Here is a 19,466-nt window from a genome sequence, read left to right as displayed (position 1 = left end):
ATGCCCGGCGGCCGGAAATTCACCGGGCATGGCGAGATGTTTTTCGCATTCCTGTGTGCACGCGATGCCAATGCGCGCGCGCCGGCCCGAAAGGGCCTGGCTCCCTAGAATCGACTGTTTGGCCTGACTCCATTCGTTCGATGCCTCACGGGACCATCCGCATCCGCGGCGCGCGCCAGCACAACCTCAAGAACCTGGACCTGGACATCCGCACCGGCGAGTTGACCGTCGTCACCGGCCCCAGCGGGTCGGGCAAGTCCAGCCTGGTGTTCGACACGCTGTACGCAGAAGGGCAGCGGCGCTACGTGGAAACCTTCTCCGCATACGCCCGCCAGTTCCTGGACCGCATGGATAAGCCGGCGGTGGACCGCGTGGAAGGCGTGCCGCCGGCGATCGCGATCGACCAGACCAATCCGGTGCGCAGCTCGCGTTCGACGGTCGGCACGATGACCGAGCTGAACGACCACCTGAAGCTGCTGTTCGCGCGCGCCGGCCGGCTGTTCGACCGCGTCACCGCGCAGCCGGTGCGGCACGATTCGCCGGACAGCATCTACGCCGAGCTGCAGCGGCGCGCGGCGGAGCAGGGCGACCCGCGCCTGGTGCTGACCTTTCCCGTGGAGCTGCCGGCCAACACCAGCGGCGAGCAGGTCGCCGAGTGGCTGGCCGCCAGCGGCTTCACGCGCGTGCAGGCCGAGCGCGAGGTGGCCACGCCCGCCGCGCCGCGCAAGCTGCTGGACGTCACGGCCGACCGCCTGCGCCTCGGCAGCGCCGAGCGCGTGCGCGTGGTCGAGGCGATCGAGACCTGCCTGAAGCGCGGCGCCGGCCGGCTGAACGTCTACGCGCTGGCGGCCGACGGCGAGGCCGCGCCCGCGATCTGGCGCTTCTCTACCGGCCTGCACTGCCCGGACAGCGACCTGCGCTACGCCGACCCGATCCCGTCGATGTTCTCGTTCAACTCGCCGGCCGGCGCCTGCGAGACCTGCCGCGGCTTCGGCCGCGTGATCGGCGTGGACTGGAACCTGGTCATCCCGAACGACCGGCTCACGCTGCGCGGCGGCGCGGTCAAGCCGATGCAGACGCCCGCATGGCAGGAATGCCAGGACGACCTGATGCGCCATGCCGAGGCCGCCGGCATTCCGCGCGACACCCCCTGGAACCGGCTCACGCCCGAGCAGCAGCACTGGGTGCTGCACGGCTCGCCGCACTGGAACGGCAAGTGGAACCAGCAGTGGTACGGCGTCAAGCGCTTCTTCGAGTACCTGGAGAGCAAGGCCTACAAGATGCACATCCGCGTGCTGCTGTCCAAGTACCGCAGCTACACGCCCTGCGGGACCTGCGGCGGCGCGCGGCTGAAGGCCGAGAGCCTGCTGTGGCGCCTGGGCGGCCGGGAGGATGCGGACGCGGTGCTGGTCCCGTCCGCCCGCTTCATGCCCCGGGGCGTGGAATGGACGCGCGCGCAGCTCGAAGCCCTGCCGGGCCTGTGCCTGCACGACCTGATGCTGCTGCCGATCGAGCGGCTGGCGCGCTTCTTCGACCGCATCTCCGCCGCGCAGCCCGGCGGCAGCGATGGCGAGGCCCAGGCGCTGAAGCTGCTGTTCGAGGAGATCACCACGCGGCTGCGCTACCTGCAGGACGTGGGCATCGGCTACCTGACGCTGGACCGCCAGAGCCGCACGCTGTCCGGCGGCGAGGTGCAGCGCATCAACCTGACGACGGCCCTGGGCACCTCGCTGGTCAACACGCTGTTCGTGCTGGACGAGCCCAGCATCGGCCTGCACCCGCGCGACATGCACCGCATCATCGAGGCCATGCAGCGCCTGCGCGATGCCGGCAACACGCTGGTCGTGGTGGAGCACGACCCGGCCGTGATGTTCGCGGCCGACCGCATGATCGACATGGGCCCGGGCCCCGGCGCGCGCGGCGGCCGCATCGTGTTCGACGGCACGACCGCGCAGCTGCGCCACGCCGACACGCTGACCGGCCAATACCTGGGCGGGCGCTGGCAGATCGGCACCGGCCAGCGCCGCGCCGTGGCCGACGGCACGCCGCGCCTGGTGCTCGAAGGCGCGCGCGAGCACAACCTCAAGAACGTGACGGTGGACATCCCTCTGCAGCGCCTGGTCTGCGTGACCGGCGTCAGCGGCTCGGGCAAGTCCACGCTGGTGCAGGACGTGCTGGCGCCGGCGCTGCTGCGCCACTTCGGCCGCGCCACCGAGGCGCCGGGCCGGCACGACCGGCTGCTGGGCGCGGACCACCTGGCCGACGTGGTCTACGTGGACCAGTCGCCGATCGGCAAGACCGCGCGCTCCAACCCGGTCAGCTACGTCGGCGCCTGGGACGCCATCCGCGCGCTGTTCGCCGACGCGCCGCTGGCGCGCCAGCGCGGCTACACCGCCTCGAAGTTCAGCTTCAACAGCGGCGACGGGCGCTGCCCGACCTGCGGCGGCTCGGGCTTCGAGCACGTGGAGATGCAGTTCCTGTCCGACGTCTACCTGCGCTGCCCCGACTGCGACGGCCAGCGCTACCGGCCCGAGGTGCTGGAGGTGAAGATCGAGCGCCGTGCCGCGGACGACGCGCGCCTGCGCGGCTTCAGCGTGGCCGAGGTGCTGGAACTGACCGTGGCTGAGGCCGTGCAGGTGTTCGAGCGCGACCGCGAGGTCGTGCGCGCCCTGCAGCCCATCGTGGACGTGGGCCTGGACTACGTGAAGCTGGGCCAGCCCGTGCCCACGCTGTCGGGCGGGGAGTCGCAGCGGCTCAAGCTGGCCGGCTTCCTGGCCGAGGCCGCCAAGGGCGCGGCCAGCACGCGCCAGGCCGTGGCGCGCAAGGGCCAGCTGTTCCTGTTCGACGAGCCGACCACCGGCCTGCACTTCGACGACATCGCCAAGCTGATGCGCGCGCTGCGCAAGCTGCTGGAGGCCGGGCACTCGCTGGTCGTGATCGAGCACAACCTGGACGTGATCCGCGCCGCCGACTGGCTGATCGACCTGGGCCCGGAGGGCGGCGACGCCGGCGGCCAGGTCGTCGCGGCCGGCACGCCCGAAGATCTGCAGCAGCATCCGGCCTCGCACACCGGCGCCGCGCTGCGCGACTACGAGGCCGCGATGCAGCCCGGCCAGCCGCTGGCGGCGGAGGAGCCGGCCGCGCCGCGCTACGCCGCGCAGGCCGATGCGGCGATCGAGATCGTCAACGCCAGGGAGCACAACCTGCAGGCGCTTTCGGTGCGCATCCCGCGCGGCAGCTTCAACGTCGTCACCGGCGTCAGCGGCTCGGGCAAGTCCACGCTGGCCTTCGACATCCTGTTCAACGAGGGCCAGCGCCGCTACCTGGAGTCGCTGAACGCCTACGCGCGCAGCATCGTGCAGCCGGCCGGCCGGCCCGAGGTCGACGCGGTCTACGGCATACCGCCGACGGTGGCGATCGAGCAGCGCCTGTCGCGCGGCGGGCGCAAGTCCACGGTAGGCACCACCACTGAGGTCTGGCACTTCCTGCGCCTGCTGTACGTCAAGCTCGGCGTGCAGCACTGCGTGCACGACGGCGCGGCGGTGCAGCCGCAAACGCCGGACAGCATCGCCGCGCAGCTGATGCGCCAGTTCCGCGGCCAGCACGTGGGCCTGCTGGCGCCGCTGGTGCTCAACCGCAAGGGCGTCTACACGGAGCTGGCGGACTGGGCGCGGCCGCGCGGCTTCACCCACCTGCGGGTGGACGGCAACTTCCTGCCGACCACCAACTTCCCGCGCATCGACCGCTTCAAGGAGCACACCATCGAGCTGCCGGTGTCCAGCCTGGACGTGACGCCCGAGAACGAGGCGCGGCTGCGCGAGGCGCTGGCGCGGGCGCTGGAGCACGGCAAGGGCGTGGTGCACGTGCTGCACCGGCTCGACGGCCTGCGCGCCGCGCTGGCGGCCGGCACGCCCACCGCCCACATCGGCGAGCTGCTGGCCTTCTCGGCCCGGCGCGCCTGCCCGGTCTGCGCGACCTCGTACGCCGAGCTGGACCCGCGCCTGTTCTCCTACAACAGCAAGCACGGCTGGTGCCCGGACTGCGTGGGCACCGGCGTCAAGCTCACGCAGGCGCAGCGCGCCGTCTACGACGACTCGGTGCGCGCCGACGACCACAAGGGCCGCGAGCAGAGCTTCGCCGAACCCGAGGCCGAGGACGTCGGCGACACGGCCTGCCCGAGCTGCCAGGGCACGCGGCTGAACGCGACCGCGCGCGCCGTGCGCTTCGACGGCCGCGCCATCACCGACATCGCGCGCCTGTCCGTCGGCCAGGTGCGGCAGTGGATCGCCGGCCTGATGGCGCCCGGCCGCCTGCCGCCGCGCGAGGCCGGCATCGCGCGCGACCTGCTGCCCGAGATCGCGAGCCGGCTCGAATTCCTGGAAGAAGTGGGCCTGGGCTATTTGACGCTGGACCGCGGCGCGCCCACGCTGTCGGGCGGCGAGGCCCAGCGCATCCGCCTGGCGGCCCAGCTCGGCAGCAACCTGCAGGGCGTCTGCTACATCCTGGACGAACCGACCATTGGCCTGCACGCGCGCGACAACCACATCCTGCTGAACGCGCTGCACAAGCTCGGCGACAAAGGCAACACGCTGGTCGTGGTCGAGCACGACGAGGACACCATCCGCCGCGCCGACCACCTGATCGACATCGGCCCCGGCGCCGGCAAGCGCGGCGGGCGGCTCGTCGCCCAGGGCCGCGCCGAGGACCTGGCGCAGGCCGGTGATTCGGTGACCGGCCGCTACCTGCTGCACGCGATGCGGCACCCGCTGAAGCCCCGCCGCGCGGTCGAGGCCGGCGCGGCACGCCTGTCCGTGCGCGGCGCGCGCGAGCACAACCTGCAGCACGTGGACGTGGACATCCCGCTCAAGCGGCTGGTCGCCGTGACCGGCGTCAGCGGCTCGGGCAAGTCCACGCTGGCGCGCGACGTGCTGCTGGCCAACGTGCAGAACGTGGTCGCGCAGAAGTCCACGCAGTCGGGCCTGGCGGCGCTGACGCTGCGCGGCCCGGTGTGGACCGGCTGCGACGCCGTGCTCGGCTACGAGCAGGTCGACCGCGTGCTGGAGGTCGACCAGACGCCCATCGGCAAGACCCCGCGCAGCTGCCCGGCCACCTACATCGGCTTCTGGGACACGATCCGCAAGCTGTTCGCCGAGACGCTGGAGGCCAAGGCGCGCGGCTACGGCCCCGGCCGCTTCTCGTTCAACACTGGCGAGGGCCGCTGCCCGAGCTGCGAGGGCCAGGGCATCCGCACCATCGCGATGAGCTTCCTGCCCGACGTGAAGGTGCCCTGCGAAAGCTGCCACGGTGCCCGCTTCAACCCCGAGACGCTGGCCGTCAGCTGGCGCGGCAAGAGCATCGGCGAGGTGCTGCAGATGGAAGTCGACGAGGCCGTCGGCTTCTTCGCCAGCATGCCCGCCATCGCGCACCCGCTGCAGCTGCTGCAGGACGTGGGCCTGGGCTACCTGACGCTGGGCCAGCCCTCACCCACGCTTTCGGGCGGCGAGGCGCAGCGCATCAAGCTCGTGACCGAGCTGACCAAGGTGCGCGACGAGGTGGGCCGCCGCGGCCAGAAGGCGCCGCACACCCTCTACGTGCTGGACGAGCCGACGGTGGGCCTGCACATGGCCGACGTCGAGAAGCTGATCCGCGTGCTGCACCGCCTGGTCGACGGCGGCCACAGCGTGGTCGTGATCGAGCACGACCTGGATTTGATCGCCGAGGCGGACTGGGTGGTGGACCTGGGGCCGGAGGGGGGCGAGGGCGGCGGCACCGTGGTGGGAGCGGCGCCGCCGGAGGAACTGGTGCGGCAGGGCACGGCTACCGGCGTGGCGCTGGCGCCGGTGCTGAGACGTTGAGGGGAAGAAGGGTCGGCGGCTGAAGGCGGCGAGCCAGCCGGTTGTCGGGCGGCCTCATCTGCGCTTTCGCCGTTACTTCATGCTGCGCCCGCCTGGTTTACTTGGATGTCACCTGGAGCGTAGGCACCAGGCGCTTGAACAGCGCATCGTTCTCCCGCAACACGGCTTCAAAGGCCGAGCCGTCCTCGTAGATGAGATTCACGTTCTGCTTCTTCAGCGTTTCCTGATACCTCGGCTCGGCGCTGACTTTGCGGGTCAGCTCGCGCCACTGCGCGACGACCTCGGGCGGTGTGCCCTTGGGCACCATCAGACCGCGCCAAGTCCCAATGACCAGATCCACACCGCTTTCCTTGAGTGTGGGCACATCGGAGAACTCGGCCACACGCTGGGCGGAGGTGACCGCAAGAATGCGCAGCTTGCCAGCTTTCACGTGGCTGCTCATGGCACCAGGGGCCACCACGGTGGCATCCACTTGGCCGGCAAGAATGGCCTGAATGGCCGGCGCCTCGCCCTGATACGGCACCCGTGTGAACTTGATACCCGTCTTGTCCTCCAGCGCAGCGGCGGCGATGTCGGGAATCGCGCCGTTGCCCGAGGTCGAGATCGTCACCTCGCCATTCTTGGACTTTGCGTAGGCCAGGAACTCGCCCACCGTCTTCCACGGCGCATCCGCCTGCACGGTGATAGACGACGGGTCGGCATTGATCCGTGCGATCGGCACGAAGTCCGCGAAGGTCGCCCGGCCTATCTTGAGGTACGGCGCGATCAGCAATTCGGGCGTGGCCATCACGACCTTGTAGCCGTCGGGCTTGGCCGCAGCGGCCTCGGAGAAGCCGATGGAGCCAATAGCACCGGGTCGGTTCACGATCAGGATCGGTTGCGAAAAATGCGGTCGCGCTGCCTCGGCGTACACCCGTGCAATCACGTCGGTGCCTCCGCCGGCAGGCCAGGGAACGATCATCTCCACCGGCTTGGCCGGGTAGGTTTCGGCCTGGGCCGGGGCCAGCATGGTGGCGGCGAGCCCCATGGCCACGACGATGGTGCGAAAGAGCATGTCTGTCCTCGTCAAGGTGTGTTGGAAAGTCACAGGCGCGGGATGTGCAGCCCGCCGTCCACATGGATGGCATCGCCGGTGCTGAACCCGAAGGCGCCGCTGGCCAGGGCCGCCACGGCGCGACCCACGTCTTGCACTTCTCCCCATCGCGGGATCGGGGTCAGGCCTGCCGCGATTCGCTTGTCGTAATCGGCGGCGGCGACTGCGGTCATGTTGGTGCGGATCACCCCCGGACGTACTTCGAACACGCCGATGCCCGCCTCGCCCAGGCGTGCTGCGAACAGCTTGGTCGCCATGCTGACTGCCGACTTGGACAGGCAGTATTCGCCACGGTTCGGCGAAGCCGCATAGGCATTGGCTGACGATACGTTGACGATGCAGCGGTAGCAGCCATCGGCCCGGCGTTCGAGGAATCGCGAGGCGACCTTCTGCGTCAGGAAGAACGGTCCCTTAAGGTTCACCCACATCAGCTGGTCGAAGCTTTCCGGCGTGGTTTCCAGGAGGTCACCGCGCTTGGCCACGCTGATGCCTGCGTTGTTGACCAGGCAGTCCAGAGGGCCGATCGCATCTTCGACGCGGTCGATCACGGCTTGGTGCTCGTTGATGTCGGCCACGTCGCAAGTCACGAAGGCTCCGCGTGTGCCGCGCTCGGCAATACCCTGGAGCGTTTCCTCCGCGTCGGCGTCGCGCGTCAGGTCGCCGATGACGACATCGAAGCCTCCTTGCGCAAGCGCGTAGGCGATGCCACGGCCAATGCCACGGCGGCCACCCGTCACGAAGGCCCGGCGCACCTTGTCGCCAGAAGCTGCTGCATTCATTTCCAATCTCCTTGTTGGCGTTTTCACGCCGTTCTAGACCACGCTGCGGTGGCGTTCGATGCACAGGTCCAGCACCGTGCCGTGGTCCCTCTGCCACCAGCGATTCGAGAAGATCTCCACCTCGGAATGGCCGGCGAAGCCCTGGGCTTCGACCCAGCCGCGGATCCTGGGAATGTCGATCACGCCATCGCCCATCATTCCGCGGTCGTTGAGCATGTCGGTTGTCGGGGTCAGCCAGTCGCAGACGTGAAAGGCCAGCAGGCGCTCCTTGCCGGCGCGCGCGATCTGCTGTTCCAGCTTGGGGTCCCACCACACGTGGTACACGTCCAGCGCGACACCCAGGGCGCCGCTGCGCCCTGGATCCAGCTCGTCGCACAGGTCCAGCGCGTGTTCCAGCGTGTTGATGCAGGACCGGTCGGCGGCGTACATCGGGTGCAGTGGCTCGATGGCCAGCGGCACGCCAGCCTTGCGCGCATGCTCCAGCAGTTCGGCGATGCCGTCACGCACTTGGGTGCGGGCCACTGCGATGTCATTGAATGCCGCCTTGCCCTGCAAGGCGCCCGGCAGGGAGCCGACCACCAGGACCAGACACGGTGCCTTGAGTTCGGCCGCCTCGTCCACGGCACGGCGGTTGTCGTCCAGAGCTGCTTGCAGCCCTCCGGCATCGGTCGCGGGGAACATGCCTCCACGGCAGTAGCCGGACAACTCCAGGCTGTGTGCGCGCACGCGCTGAGCCACCTTGCTGAGCCCGGCGGCCTGCACCTGGTCGCGCCACGGTGACACGGCGCGGATGCCGCGCGCCGCGCAGGCATCGAGGATGGCAGGCAGCGGCAGGTCTTTGCCCAGACTCTTGCGAACCGTGGCTGTGTTGATCGACAGCCAGCGGTGGTCTGCGGAAAAGTCGCGCATCACTGGACTCCGTACAGCGCCATCAGGGTACGCATGCGCTGAATGGCCAGCTCGGGTTTCTCGAGCAGGTTCGCTGCATCGGCCAGCCGGAACAGTTCGGCGAAGTGCTGAGCGCTGCGCGTGCTCTGCTGGCCGCCCACCATGCTGAAATGGCTTTGGTGGCCGTTGAGCCAAGCCATGAACACCACACCGGTCTTGTAGAAGCGCGTGGGTGCCGCGAAGATGTGGCGCGACAGCGGCACCGTGGGACCCAGGATGGCGTGGAAGCGCTCCATGTTGCCCTGGGCCAACTCGCCCAGAGCTGCACTGGCGGCCGGCGCGATGGCGTCGAAGATGCCCAGCAGCGCATCGCTCTTGCCGTGCAGCGGATTGCTGCCCCAGCCGTCGCCCGCGATCAGTTCCGCATAGTTGAAGTCGTCGCCTGTGTACATGCGCACGCCAGCGGGCAGGCGCCGGCGCATGGCGACTTCCTTGTCCTTGTCGAGCAGCGAGATCTTGATGCCGTCCACTTTGGACGGATTGGCAGCGATGACCCCCAGCGCGGTGTCCATCGCGACATCCACGTCCTGGGTGCCCCAATAGCCGGCCAGCGCCGGATCGAACATCTCACCCAGCCAGTGCAACACGACGGGCTGACTGGCCTGGGTCAGCACGTGGCTGTAGACCCGCTCGTAGTCGGCCGGGCTCTTGGCCACTCGGGCCAGCGCGCGGCTGGCCATGATGATGAGCTTGCCACCGAGCTTTTCGATGGCTGCCATCTGTTCGTCATAGCCGCGGACCACGTCGTCCACGGTCTTGACCGCGTCGATGTCCAGGTGGTCGGTGCCGCAGCCCGATGCCACGAAAGCGCCCGGATGGTCCTTGGCCGCGTCCAGCGAACGGCGGATCAACTCCAGCGAGGTCGGCCAGTCCATGCCCATGCCGCGCTGGGCCGTGTCCATGGCCTCCGCCACGCCCAGGCCCAGCGACCACAGGTATTGGCGGTAAGCGATGGTCGAGTCCCAGTCGATGGCGGACGTGATCCAGGGGTCATGGGCGGCAAGCGGATCGGCGACGACGTGGGCGGCCGAGTAGGCGATGCGGTTGAACTTCACACCTGCCGGCGGCCGCACGGGCTGCTTGCCGGAGAGCGTATAGGCCTGCGTGCCTTGCAGGGTCGGAAGCGTGATGGTCAGAGACATGATGGTTCCTTGGGAATGCGCCCGCCAATGCGTGCGCGATGTGTTGAACGATGCAGCGCGGGCGCTCAGTCCAGTTCGTAGCCGAAGAACCTGGCGACGCAGCGTGCCTGCCCCAGGTGCATGTGTTTGCCGGCGTGAGCCGCATGGCCGGTGTCCATCGCGCGTTGCAGCAGCGGCGTGATCTCCGGCTTCGTGACCACGTCCACCACCAGCGTCTCGCGCGGCAGTTCGGCGGGGTCGAACGGCAGCGGGTCCGTGGCCTGCATGCCTAGAGGCGTGGCGTTGATGACGGCATCCACCTTGAAGTGATGTGCACCCGTGCTGATGTCGACATGAGGGAAGGCCTGCTGCAACTGCCGGCACAGCCGGTCGCGGCGCAGCACGTCGCGGTCGTGCAAAACCAGGCCGGCCACGCCGGCCTGCGCCAGGGCTAGCGCGATCGCGCTGCCCGCGCCGCCGACGCCCCACAGCCGCACGTTCCAGCCTGCCGGCTCGTGGCCCTGTGCACGCAGGCCAGCGACAAAGCCGATGCCGTCGAACATGTCGCCATGCCAGCTTCCGTCGGGTTCGCGACGGGCGGCGTTGACCGCGCCCACCAGTTGGCCCGCTTCGCCGATGCGAGACATCAGCGGCAGCACGCGCGTTTTGTGCGGCATCGTGATCACCAAGCCGCGCAGGTTGCGCAGCATTGACAGGCCGGCCCAGGCCGTCTCGAGGTCGCCCTGCCCCACATGCAAAGGCACAAGCACAGCGTTGATGCCCTTCTGCGCGAACATGGTGTTGAACACTTCGGGCGAACGCGCCGCAGTGATCGGGTCGCCCACGATTCCGTACAGCAGCGTTGATCCGTCAAGTTGTTCGAGCTTCACTGCAGTGTCCTCAAGCCTTGGGCGCCTTGCGGCGTTCCAGGAAATTGCCGATGCGCGTTTTGGCTTCGCTCGTATCCAGCACCACTGCCGCCAGCAAGCGTTCGATGCGCAGCGACTGTCGTATGGGAGCTTCCGTGGCCTCGTAGATCACTTCGCGCGCGAAGGCCACGGCCGGCGCGCTGCGTTGCGCGACCGCTTCGGCCATCGCAACGGCCGTGTCGACCACATCGGCTGCAGGCACGGCGCGCGCGGCGATGCCGTAGCCCTTGGCCTCCAGCCCCGACAGTTCGCGGCCCGTGAGGATCAGGTCAGCCGCAACGGCCCGGCCGGCCAGGCCGATCAAGCGTTGGCTGCCGCCCTGGCCAGCGATGACACCGATGCCGGTCTCCGGCAGTGCGAACTTGGCGTCTTCGGCCGCTACGATCAGGTCGCAGTACAAAGCCAGCTCGAAGCCACCGCCCACCGCGTAGCCGCGCACGGCGGCGATGATGGGCTTGGACATCTTGCGGATCTGGTCCAGGTCGTCGAGCCAGCCATCCAGGATGGCCTGCACGCCTTGCAGCTTGGCAACGTCGACCAGGTCGGCACCTACGCAAAAGTGGGTCGGCGTTCCGGCTAGGACCACGCATCGCACGTTGGTGTCGGCCATGGCTTGGGCCAGTGCATCGAGCAAAGCCCGGCTGAGTTCGGGCGACATGGGGTTGCCGCGGCGCGGCACGCCGGTCATCGTGAGGACGCGAACCGTCCCACGGTTTTCCACGCTGAGAATGTTGTCGTTCATTGCATCACTTCCTTGGCATAGCTGCCCACGTTGCGCACGACTGGCGCGAAGTCCATTTGTGTCAGCACGTCGCGTTGCAGGTCGACGCCTGGTGCCAGTTCGATCAACTGCACGCCTTCGAGCGTCAGTTCGAAGGTTGCGCGCTCGGTCACGTATAGGACGCGCTGGCCGCGTTGCAGCGCCTGTTTGCCGCTGAACGTCACATGGTCCACGGCCTTGACCAGCTTGCGGATGCGGCCCTGTTGTTGGACGTGGACCTTGCCGCCCTCCACCTTCACCTGGTTGCCCTTGGCGTCGAAGGTGCCGCAGAACACCACGGTCTTGGCGTTCTGGGAGATGTCGATGAAGCCGCCGGGGCCGTTGACATTGCCGTTGAGCTTGGACACGTTGACGTTGCCGTCGCCGTCCATCTCGGCCATGCCCAGAAACGTCATGTCCAGGCCGCCGCCGCTATAGAAGTCGAACTGTGAGGGCGAATCGATGATGACCGAAGGATGGTGGGCCATTCCGAACAGGTCGTCGTCGATCATGTGGCCGCCGTGGATGCCCTGCTCGATGGTCATCCAGTAGTCGGCCTGGGCGCCTCTCTCTGCGATCAGCGAGGCGACGAGAGCCGAGGCGCCGAAGCCGAAGTTCAGGCTGTCGCCAGGATGCAGTTCCTGGGCTGCGCGGCGCGCGATGATGCGCTTGAGCGGGTCGGTGGAAGCTGCAGGACGGTCGAATTCACCATCATGGCCGATCAGCGAAGGGTCGAAGTTGCCCCGGTAGGTCTGCATCTGCTCGGGCACCACGACCACGGCATCCACCAGCGCCCCTGGGATGGCGACGCTGCGGGGGGTGAGCTTGCCCGCAGGCACGACCTCGCGCACTTGGGCGATGACCTTGCCGCCGCTGTTGTGGGCGGCAAGCGCCACGGCATAGCCGTCCAGATCGGCCGGCTCTTCCTCCAGCGAGATGTTGCCGGCCGTGTCGGCATAGGTGCCGCGGATGATGGCCACGTCCACCTTGAACGGCTTGTAACGCAGGTACTCCTTGCCATCGAGCTGAAGCAGTTCGACCACGTCGTCCTTGGCGGCGGCGTTCATGCGTCCGCCGCCCAGCCGTGGGTCCACGAAGGTGCCCAGGCCCACATGGGTGATCAGGCCAGGACGGCCGGCGCCGATTTCACGCAACAGGTGGGTGATGACCCCGCCGGGCAGCGAGTAGGCCTCGATACGGTTGTCCTTGGCCAGCGCCTGCATGCGCGGCGACCAGGTCCAGTGACCACCGACCACGCGGCGCACCATGCCGTCGTGGGCAAAGCGGTTGGAGCCGCGTTTGTTGCGATCGCCGAGGCCCAGCGAGTGGACCAGCGTCAGGCCTGCAGCGCCCTCGCCATTGCAAAAGCGCCGCTCGACCGCTTCGAACACCGCATCCGGCTCCACCAGGCCGCCGCCCGAGCCCGTGACGGCCACAGTGGCACCGTTGGAAATTAGGGCCGCTGCCTCGGCGGCCGTCATCGTCTTGTCGCGCATCTCAAAATCTCACTTCAACTGAAGCTTGGTCACGATGTCGCTGTAGAACTTGAACTCACGTTCCAGCTCCGCAGGCAACTTGTCGCCGTCCTCGTAGACCATGCCGAGGTACTGCTGCGTGAAGAACTGCTGGTAGCGCGGTTCCTGCACGACCTTGGCGACCACCTCCTTGAGCTTGGCTATCACGGCAGGCGGCGTGCCCTTGGGAGCGGCCAGCGCGCGCCAGGTGCCGAGCTGGAGGTCCACGCCTTGTTCCTTGAAGGTCGGCACGTCCGGGAACTCTTTGAGACGTTCGGGGGCCATCACGCCGAGCAGGCGGAATTTGCCCGTCTTCACGTAAGTGCCGGCCTCGCCCGTTGTCGCGAAGCCGCCTTCGACTTGGTTGCCCAGGATCGCGGTCATTTCGGGGCCAGCGCCGATATAGGGAATGTTGTTGAACGACAGGCCGGTCTTCTCTTCCAGGGCCACGGCGGCGAGGTGATAGGTCGCGCCCTTCCCGGAGTTGGCCAGAGCAACTTCTCCCGGTTTGGTTTTGGCCTTGGCCAGCACGTCCTGTACCGTCTTGAACGGGGAGTTCGCCGGCACGATCAGGACGATCGGGTCAATGTTCAGCCGGGCGATGAAGGTGAAGTCCGCCGGGCGCGCCTTGCCGATGCCTTGCAGGTAGGCCAAGTTGATCTCGGGCGTGACCATGGTCAGCTTGTAGCCATCGGCTGGGGCGCGCGCGCCTTCGGAGTGACCGATCGCACCCGCTGCGCCCGGGCGGTTCACCACGATCATGCCGTTCGCCAGGTAACGGCCTGCAGCGTCCGCGAAGGCGCGGCCCACCGCATCGGTTCCACCGCCCACGGCGTAGGGCACGAGTAGCTCGATGGGCCGGTTCGGGTAGTCGCTCGCCATCGCGCCGTCCATGGCAAAGGCGAGAGCGACGGCGCCAAGCGCAGCGCGGACAAACACAGAACGGTTCATGAACAGTCTCCTGGAGCAAACAAGCAATTGATGGAATTGAATCGATTCAAACGACTCAAAACGGATTTGAATCGATTCAATTCTTGCTGTGATCTAGGGATAACCCTTATGTGACAACCGACCCGCGGCGGCCCTGTTCCAACTCTCGAAGCGGGTATGCTGGGTCGCAACAGCACATCCCCATGTCCACGAAACGAGTCACTCTGAAAGATGTTGCCCAGGCCGCGGGGGTGGCGACCGGCACCGTCTCCATGGTCCTGAACAACAGCCCTCTGGTAGCCGAGGCCACCAAGGCCAAGGTCCGTGCCGTCCTGAAAGAGGTCGGCTACGTGTACGACCGGGCGGCTGGCAATCTGCGCGGCATTACCTCGCGCATCGTTGGGGTGTCGATGTGCAACCTCGTCAACCCTTATTTCGCGGATGTGACCGCTGGCATTCAAGAAGCGCTTGAAGAGTTAGGCCGCGTTCTCTTCCTCGGCAACTGCGCCGAGTCGATCCCCCGGCAGCTCAACTTCTTGCAAACCCTGCGGCAGTACCGCGTGGAAGGCGTTTTGCTAACCCCTGCCATCGCTACGCCCAAGGAGCACGTCGAGCAACTGCTGGCCTGGAAGGTGCCGGTGGTGCAAGTGACGCGCTACGTGGCGGGCGTGGAAAGCGACTACGTTGGGAACGACAACCGGGTGGGCGCACAGATCGCGACGAAGCACCTGCTGGACTTGGGCCACGAACGCATCGGCTACCTCGGGCGCGCCAGACTCACGTCAACTGGCCAAGATCGCTATGAAGGCTTTCGCACGGCACTGCAAGAGGCGGGCATCAGGTCCAACGACGACTGGATCTTGGAATTTCCAGCCACGCGCGAGGATGGGTTCCGCGAGACCGTGCGCCTGATGCAGGGCCGCGATGCACCCACAGCACTGCTTTGTTTCAACGACACGATCGCTTTTGGCGCCATGCTCGGACTGCGGAGCATTGGCATTGAGCCTGGTCAAGAGGTATCGGTGGTGGGCATGGATAACGTGTCCGAGTCCGCGCTTTGGCAACCGGGGCTGACCACCCTGTCCATCGGCAGAGACAGCATCGGCCGTGTGGCTGGCAAGCTGCTGATGGACCGCTTGGAGGAGCCCGAGCGGCCGATCGAGCGGATCATCCTGCGCCCCGACTTGGTCGTGCGGGCTTCTTCGGGGCCGGTGATTCCTCGGCCGCGACGGATGGCGCGCGCGAGCTGACGCGCGCTAGGGCTACAGCGTCTGCAGCGCAGCGTCTCAGGCCGGAGTGCATCGCCGGTATCGGCTCGTGTGTCCTGTTTGTCGCGCGTGGACTAACAGGATAGAAGTTTGGACAGACATGGCCGGATGCGCTGGAGCACGCATCCGCGCAGGCGCCGCGCTCAGGTCGGATTGATGCTGTGCTGCGCCATGTAGATATCCACCAGCATCAGCACGTAGGTGGCGATCAGCCCCAGCATGGCCAGCACGAACAGGGCGGCCACCGGCCGGTCGAAGGGAATGGCGAGTTCATTGCCGAGGAAGAGCGAGCCGATCAGCACGCACACCAGGATCGCGCAGCCGGCACCGGCGGTGATGGCGGCGTTGATGACCTTGGCGCGCCGGTTAAGCGCCTGCAACTCTTGCTGCAGCGTCGGATTGGCTTCGGCGTCCGCCTTGTCCAGGTCGTCCTTGCGTTTGATGGTGCGGTCGTTGATGCGCGCGAGGCGGTTGGTCAGTACCGTCAGCGTGGCGCCGATGGCGGCCAGCATGAAGGCTGGCCCGACTGCGAGCTGGATCACGTGCGTGGTGTCGGCATGGATGGCGAGCATGGGCGGAATGTCCTGGTTCGGAGCTGCCGAGCGATTCTGCTTGCGGCAGCGCGTTGCGGCTGCCGCGTCGCCGCGGCAATCGATGCCTGCGTATGAGGGACTTCCCGGTTGCAACTGCCGCACGGCGCCGGCCAAATGGCAGGTTTTTCTGCCGCCACGAAAGGCTCACCATGTTCCGCCGTTCCCTGCTGGGCGCCGCCGCGCTCGCCTCGCTCACCATGCTCGTGGCATCGCCGGCCCAGGCCCAGGCCTGGAGGACCTTCCCCGAAAAGCCGATCAAGCTGATCATCGCGTTTCCGGCCGGCGGGCCGACCGACATCACGATGCGCGCGCTGGCCGACAACGCGGCCAGGGCGCTGGGCTACCCGGTCATCATCGAGAACCGGCCCGGTGCCGGTGGCACGCTGCCGGCGCAGGCGCTGCAGAGCGCGCCGGCCGACGGCTATACGCTGGCGCAGATCCCGCTCGGCGTGTTCCGCGTGGGCTACACCACCAAGCTCGACTGGGATCCGCTCAAGGACATCACCTACGTGATCAACCTGACCGGCTACGCCTTCGGCATCGTGGTGCCGGCCGACAGCCCGTTCAAGACCTGGCAGGACTTCGTGGACTATGCCAAGGCCAACCCCGGCAAGCTGACCTACGGCTCCACCGGCACCCTGACCAGCCCGCACCTGACGACCGAGCTGATCGCCCAGGAGGCCGGCATGCAACTGCAGCACGTGCCCTACAAGGGCAGCGCCGACCTGATGCTGGCCGTGACCAGCGGCCAGCTGATGGCCGCGGCCGATTCCACCGGCTTCGCGCCGTTCGTCGAGGCCGGCAGGCTGCGCGTGCTGAACACCTGGGGCGCCAAGCGCCTGGCCAAGTTCCCCGACGCGCCCACGCTGAAGGAGCTGGGCTACGACATCGTGCAGAACTCGCCGTTCGGCCTGGGCGCGCCCCGGGGCACGCCGCCCGAGGTGGTCAAGCGCCTGCACGACGCCTTCAAGAAGGCCATGGAGGAGACCAGCTACCTGGCTGCGCTGGCCAAGTACGACATGCTGCCGGACTACAAGAGCTCGGCCGACTACGCCAAGTTCGCGCAGGAGACCGTCGCGCGCGAGAAGGCCGTCATCGACAAGCTGGGCCTGGCCCGGTCGCAGTAAGTAGTGAACGCCGGGGCAGCGGCCCCGGCCATGGGCCGGCGTCAGGGCCGGCGCTGCGCCAGCACGAGGCACGCGAACTCCGCGAACCCGGCCCCGCGCTCGGCCGCGGTCACGTAGCGCGGCAGCTGCGACAGGTGCGGCACGAAGCGCGCGATGTTGGCCACGCCCACGCTGAGGGCGAAGGCCCCGAACATGCGCGCGTCGTTGGTCGAGTCGCCGACATAGGCCCAGCGGTCCAGCTCGGCGTCCAGGTCGCGCTGCCACAGTTCGCGCACGATCCAGCGCGCGCCCTGCAGCTTGTCGTGCCCGCCGAACCAGCCGTTCACGTGGATCGAGCTGACGGTGGCGTGCAGGCCTTCGTGCCGCATGGCCAGCACCACCTTGTCGATCTGCGCCTCGCTGAGCTGGGCGAACTCGCTGTGGTCGACCGCGATGTCGGTCTCGCGGCCGCCCGAATCGCCGGCGCGGCGCGCGCCGGGGATGCTGCGCTCGATCAGCGCCAGCACCTCCTGCATGCGCGCGAAGTGGGCGGCGCGGGTGGCCGCGTCCTGCTGGTAGCGCTTCTCGACGCCACCGCCGCCGGCCCGGCGCAGCAGCGCCACGGCGCCGTTCTCGGCCACGATGGCATCGACCGGCCAGGCGGCCGCGAACGGCAGGCTCCAGCCGACCGAGCGGCCCGTGACGGCGACGACCGCCAGCCCGGCGGCCTGCAGGTCGGCCAGCGCCTGCAGCGCGTCGGGCGTGATCGCGCCGCCGGTGGTCAGCGTGTCGTCGATGTCGGTGAAGACGCCGCGCAGCCCGGCCGAGGCGCCTGCCGGCCAGTGGGCCGCCAGCGGCTTCATCCGGCGCTCTGCAGCGCCAGCCCCGCGTGCTCGCGCAGCGGGTGGAAGTGGATCTTCGGAAAGCGTTCCTGCGCCAGCCGAACGTCGTACGGGCTGGTGCACAGGAAGGCCAGCGTGTCGGCCGCGTCGCGCGCCATGCGGGCCGGGTAGGCGTCGACGAACTGGCGCAGCTCGGCCGGCGTGTCGGCCGTGATCCAGCGCGCGCCGGTGTACTGGCAGCCCTCCAGCCGGATGTCGGCGTCGTACTCGGTCTTCAGCCGGTGCTGCACGACCTCGAACTGCAGCTGGCCGACGGCGCCCAGCAGCATCGCGCCGCCGGCCTCGGGCTTGAACACCTGGATCGCGCCTTCCTCGCCGAGCTGGGCCAGGCCCTGCTGCAGCTGCTTGGTGCGCAAGGGGTTCCTCAGGATCACGGTCATGAACATCTCGGGCGCGAAGAACGGCAGCCCGGTGAACTGCAGGTTGGCGCCGTCGGTGATGGTGTCGCCCAGCTGCACGCCGCCGTGCGTGGTGAAGCCGATGATGTCGCCGGCGTAGGCCTCGTCCACCGCCTCGCGGCGCTGGCTCATGAAGGTCACGACCGAGGTCGGCCGCAGTTCCTTGCCGGTGCGCTGCACCTTGAGCTTCATGCCCGGCGCGTACTTGCCCGAGGCCATGCGCACGAAGGCAATGCGGTCGCGGTGGTTGGCGTCCATGTTGGCCTGCACCTTGAACACCACGCCGGCGAAGTCCTCGTCCTCGGGCCGGATCTCCCGGGTGACGGGCTGGCGGTTGACCAGCACGGTGCTCACGCGCGGCTGCGGCGGCGGCGCCAGGTCGACCAGCGCGTCCAGCACTTCCATCACGCCGAAGTTGTTGACGCCCGAGCCGAAGAACACCGGCGTCTGCCGGCCCGCGAGGAAGGCTTCGCGGTCCCAGGCCGGCGAGGCGCCGGCGGCCAGCTCCATGCCGTCCATCGCGGCCGCGAACTCGTGGCCGAAGCGCTGCTCCAGCGTGGCGCGCTCGGCCAGCGGCACGGTCTCGAAGTCCTGCGGCCGGCGCTCGCTGCCGGCCTCGAACACCGTCATCGCCTGGGTGCGCAGGTTGACGATGCCGCCGAAGGCCTTGCCCTGGCCGACCGGCCAGGTCATCGGCACGCAGGGCATGCCCAGCTCGCGCTCCACCTCGTCCAGGATGTCCAGCGGCTCGCGCACCTCGCGGTCCATCTTGTTGACGAAGGTGATGATGGGCGTGTCGCGCTGGCGGCAGACCTCGATCAGCCGGCGCGTCTGCGCCTCCACGCCGTTGGCCGCGTCGATCACCATCAGCGCCGAGTCCACCGCGGTCAGCACGCGGTAGGTGTCCTCGGAGAAGTCCTTGTGGCCGGGCGTGTCCAGCAGGTTGATCACGTGGTCGCGGTAGGCCATCTGCATGACCGAGCTGGCCACCGAGATGCCGCGCTGCTTCTCGATCTCCATCCAGTCGCTGGTGGCGTGGCGGCTGGCCTTGCGCGCCTTCACGGAGCCGGCGATCTGGATCGCGCCGGAGAACAGCAGCAGCTTTTCGGTCAGCGTCGTCTTGCCGGCGTCGGGGTGGGAAATGATGGCGAAGGTGCGGCGACGCCGGGTTTCGGAGGCGTAGGACAAGGGCGGTTCCAGAGGGAGGGGCGCAGCGCGTTGCTGCGGGACGAAAGCGCGCATTTTCGGCCAAACGCGCGGGGCCGGTCCC

Annotated in this window: 14 protein-coding genes; 3 read left to right on the top strand and 11 right to left on the bottom strand. The window is 68.2% G+C overall.

What is annotated here, in order from left to right:
* The first annotated feature begins 140 nt into the window (after positions 1-140).
* On the top strand, positions 141-5,855 hold the full coding sequence (uvrA, locus tag QM782_RS05035; protein ID WP_415201826.1) for an excinuclease ABC subunit UvrA: 5,715 nt from the start codon (positions 141-143) through the stop codon (positions 5,853-5,855).
* Between the two features lie 97 nt (positions 5,856-5,952).
* Here uvrA and QM782_RS05030 read toward each other — a convergent pair whose 3' ends face one another.
* The 8 genes from QM782_RS05030 to QM782_RS04995 all read right to left on the bottom strand — a co-directional run bounded on the left by QM782_RS05030 (position 5,953) and on the right by QM782_RS04995 (position 13,950).
* On the bottom strand, positions 5,953-6,909 hold the full coding sequence (locus QM782_RS05030; RefSeq protein WP_415201825.1) for a Bug family tripartite tricarboxylate transporter substrate binding protein: 957 nt from the start codon (positions 6,907-6,909) through the stop codon (positions 5,953-5,955).
* Between the two features lie 29 nt (positions 6,910-6,938).
* Entirely contained in the window at positions 6,939-7,727 is a 789-nt protein-coding gene (locus QM782_RS05025; RefSeq protein WP_415201824.1) for a 3-ketoacyl-ACP reductase, read from the bottom strand.
* Positions 7,728-7,760: 33 nt separating this feature from the next.
* Positions 7,761-8,636 (bottom strand): sugar phosphate isomerase/epimerase family protein, encoded by an 876-nt coding sequence (locus QM782_RS05020; RefSeq protein ID WP_415201823.1) that lies wholly within the window; start codon positions 8,634-8,636, stop codon positions 7,761-7,763.
* Positions 8,636-9,817 carry a dihydrodipicolinate synthase family protein gene (locus QM782_RS05015; protein WP_415201822.1) on the bottom strand — a complete coding sequence of 394 codons (1,182 nt, stop codon included), beginning with the start codon at positions 9,815-9,817 and terminating at the stop codon, positions 8,636-8,638. Before QM782_RS05015 ends, QM782_RS05020 begins: the two co-directional genes overlap by 1 nt.
* Before the next feature lie 65 nt (positions 9,818-9,882).
* Positions 9,883-10,686, bottom strand: a complete 804-nt coding sequence (locus tag QM782_RS05010) for a shikimate dehydrogenase family protein (protein WP_415201821.1) — start codon at positions 10,684-10,686, stop codon at positions 9,883-9,885.
* A 10-nt stretch (positions 10,687-10,696) separates the two neighbouring features.
* Complete coding sequence (locus QM782_RS05005) at positions 10,697-11,467, bottom strand: enoyl-CoA hydratase/isomerase family protein (RefSeq protein ID WP_415201820.1); 771 nt, start codon at positions 11,465-11,467, stop codon at positions 10,697-10,699.
* Positions 11,464-12,981: an acyl CoA:acetate/3-ketoacid CoA transferase gene (locus QM782_RS05000; RefSeq protein WP_415201819.1), complete on the bottom strand. Its 1,518-nt coding sequence runs from the start codon at positions 12,979-12,981 to the stop codon at positions 11,464-11,466. Before QM782_RS05000 ends, QM782_RS05005 begins: the two co-directional genes overlap by 4 nt.
* 9 nt (positions 12,982-12,990) lie before the next feature.
* The gene (locus tag QM782_RS04995) at positions 12,991-13,950 is read right to left on the bottom strand and encodes a Bug family tripartite tricarboxylate transporter substrate binding protein (protein WP_415201818.1); all 960 of its coding nucleotides are present in this window, start codon (positions 13,948-13,950) and stop codon (positions 12,991-12,993) included.
* A 182-nt stretch (positions 13,951-14,132) separates the two neighbouring features.
* Here QM782_RS04995 and QM782_RS04990 point away from each other — a divergent pair, with 182 nt between their 5' ends.
* A complete protein-coding gene (locus tag QM782_RS04990; RefSeq protein ID WP_415201817.1) occupies positions 14,133-15,179 on the top strand; it encodes a LacI family DNA-binding transcriptional regulator in 1,047 nt (348 codons plus the stop codon).
* A 161-nt stretch (positions 15,180-15,340) separates the two neighbouring features.
* Here QM782_RS04990 and QM782_RS04985 read toward each other — a convergent pair whose 3' ends face one another.
* Positions 15,341-15,769, bottom strand: coding sequence for a DUF2721 domain-containing protein (locus tag QM782_RS04985; protein ID WP_415201816.1), 429 nt, complete (start codon positions 15,767-15,769; stop codon positions 15,341-15,343).
* Positions 15,770-15,939: 170 nt separating this feature from the next.
* Between QM782_RS04985 and QM782_RS04980 the strand changes: the two genes are divergently transcribed.
* Positions 15,940-16,917 (top strand): Bug family tripartite tricarboxylate transporter substrate binding protein, encoded by a 978-nt coding sequence (locus tag QM782_RS04980; RefSeq protein ID WP_415201815.1) that lies wholly within the window; start codon positions 15,940-15,942, stop codon positions 16,915-16,917.
* A gap of 41 nt (positions 16,918-16,958) precedes the next feature.
* Here QM782_RS04980 and QM782_RS04975 read toward each other — a convergent pair whose 3' ends face one another.
* Complete coding sequence (locus QM782_RS04975; RefSeq protein ID WP_415201814.1) at positions 16,959-17,759, bottom strand: HAD-IIB family hydrolase; 801 nt, start codon at positions 17,757-17,759, stop codon at positions 16,959-16,961.
* A complete protein-coding gene (locus tag QM782_RS04970) occupies positions 17,756-19,384 on the bottom strand; it encodes a peptide chain release factor 3 (RefSeq protein WP_415201813.1) in 1,629 nt (542 codons plus the stop codon). The genes QM782_RS04975 and QM782_RS04970 overlap by 4 nt, the downstream gene beginning before the upstream one ends.
* Between the last annotated feature and the right edge of the window lie 82 nt (positions 19,385-19,466).

The organism is Pseudorhodoferax sp. (assembly GCF_047601025.1).
In the GTDB taxonomy this organism is placed as follows: Bacteria; Pseudomonadota; Gammaproteobacteria; order Burkholderiales; family Burkholderiaceae_C; genus Pseudorhodoferax.
This window is presented reverse-complemented; position numbering and strand designations above follow the sequence as displayed.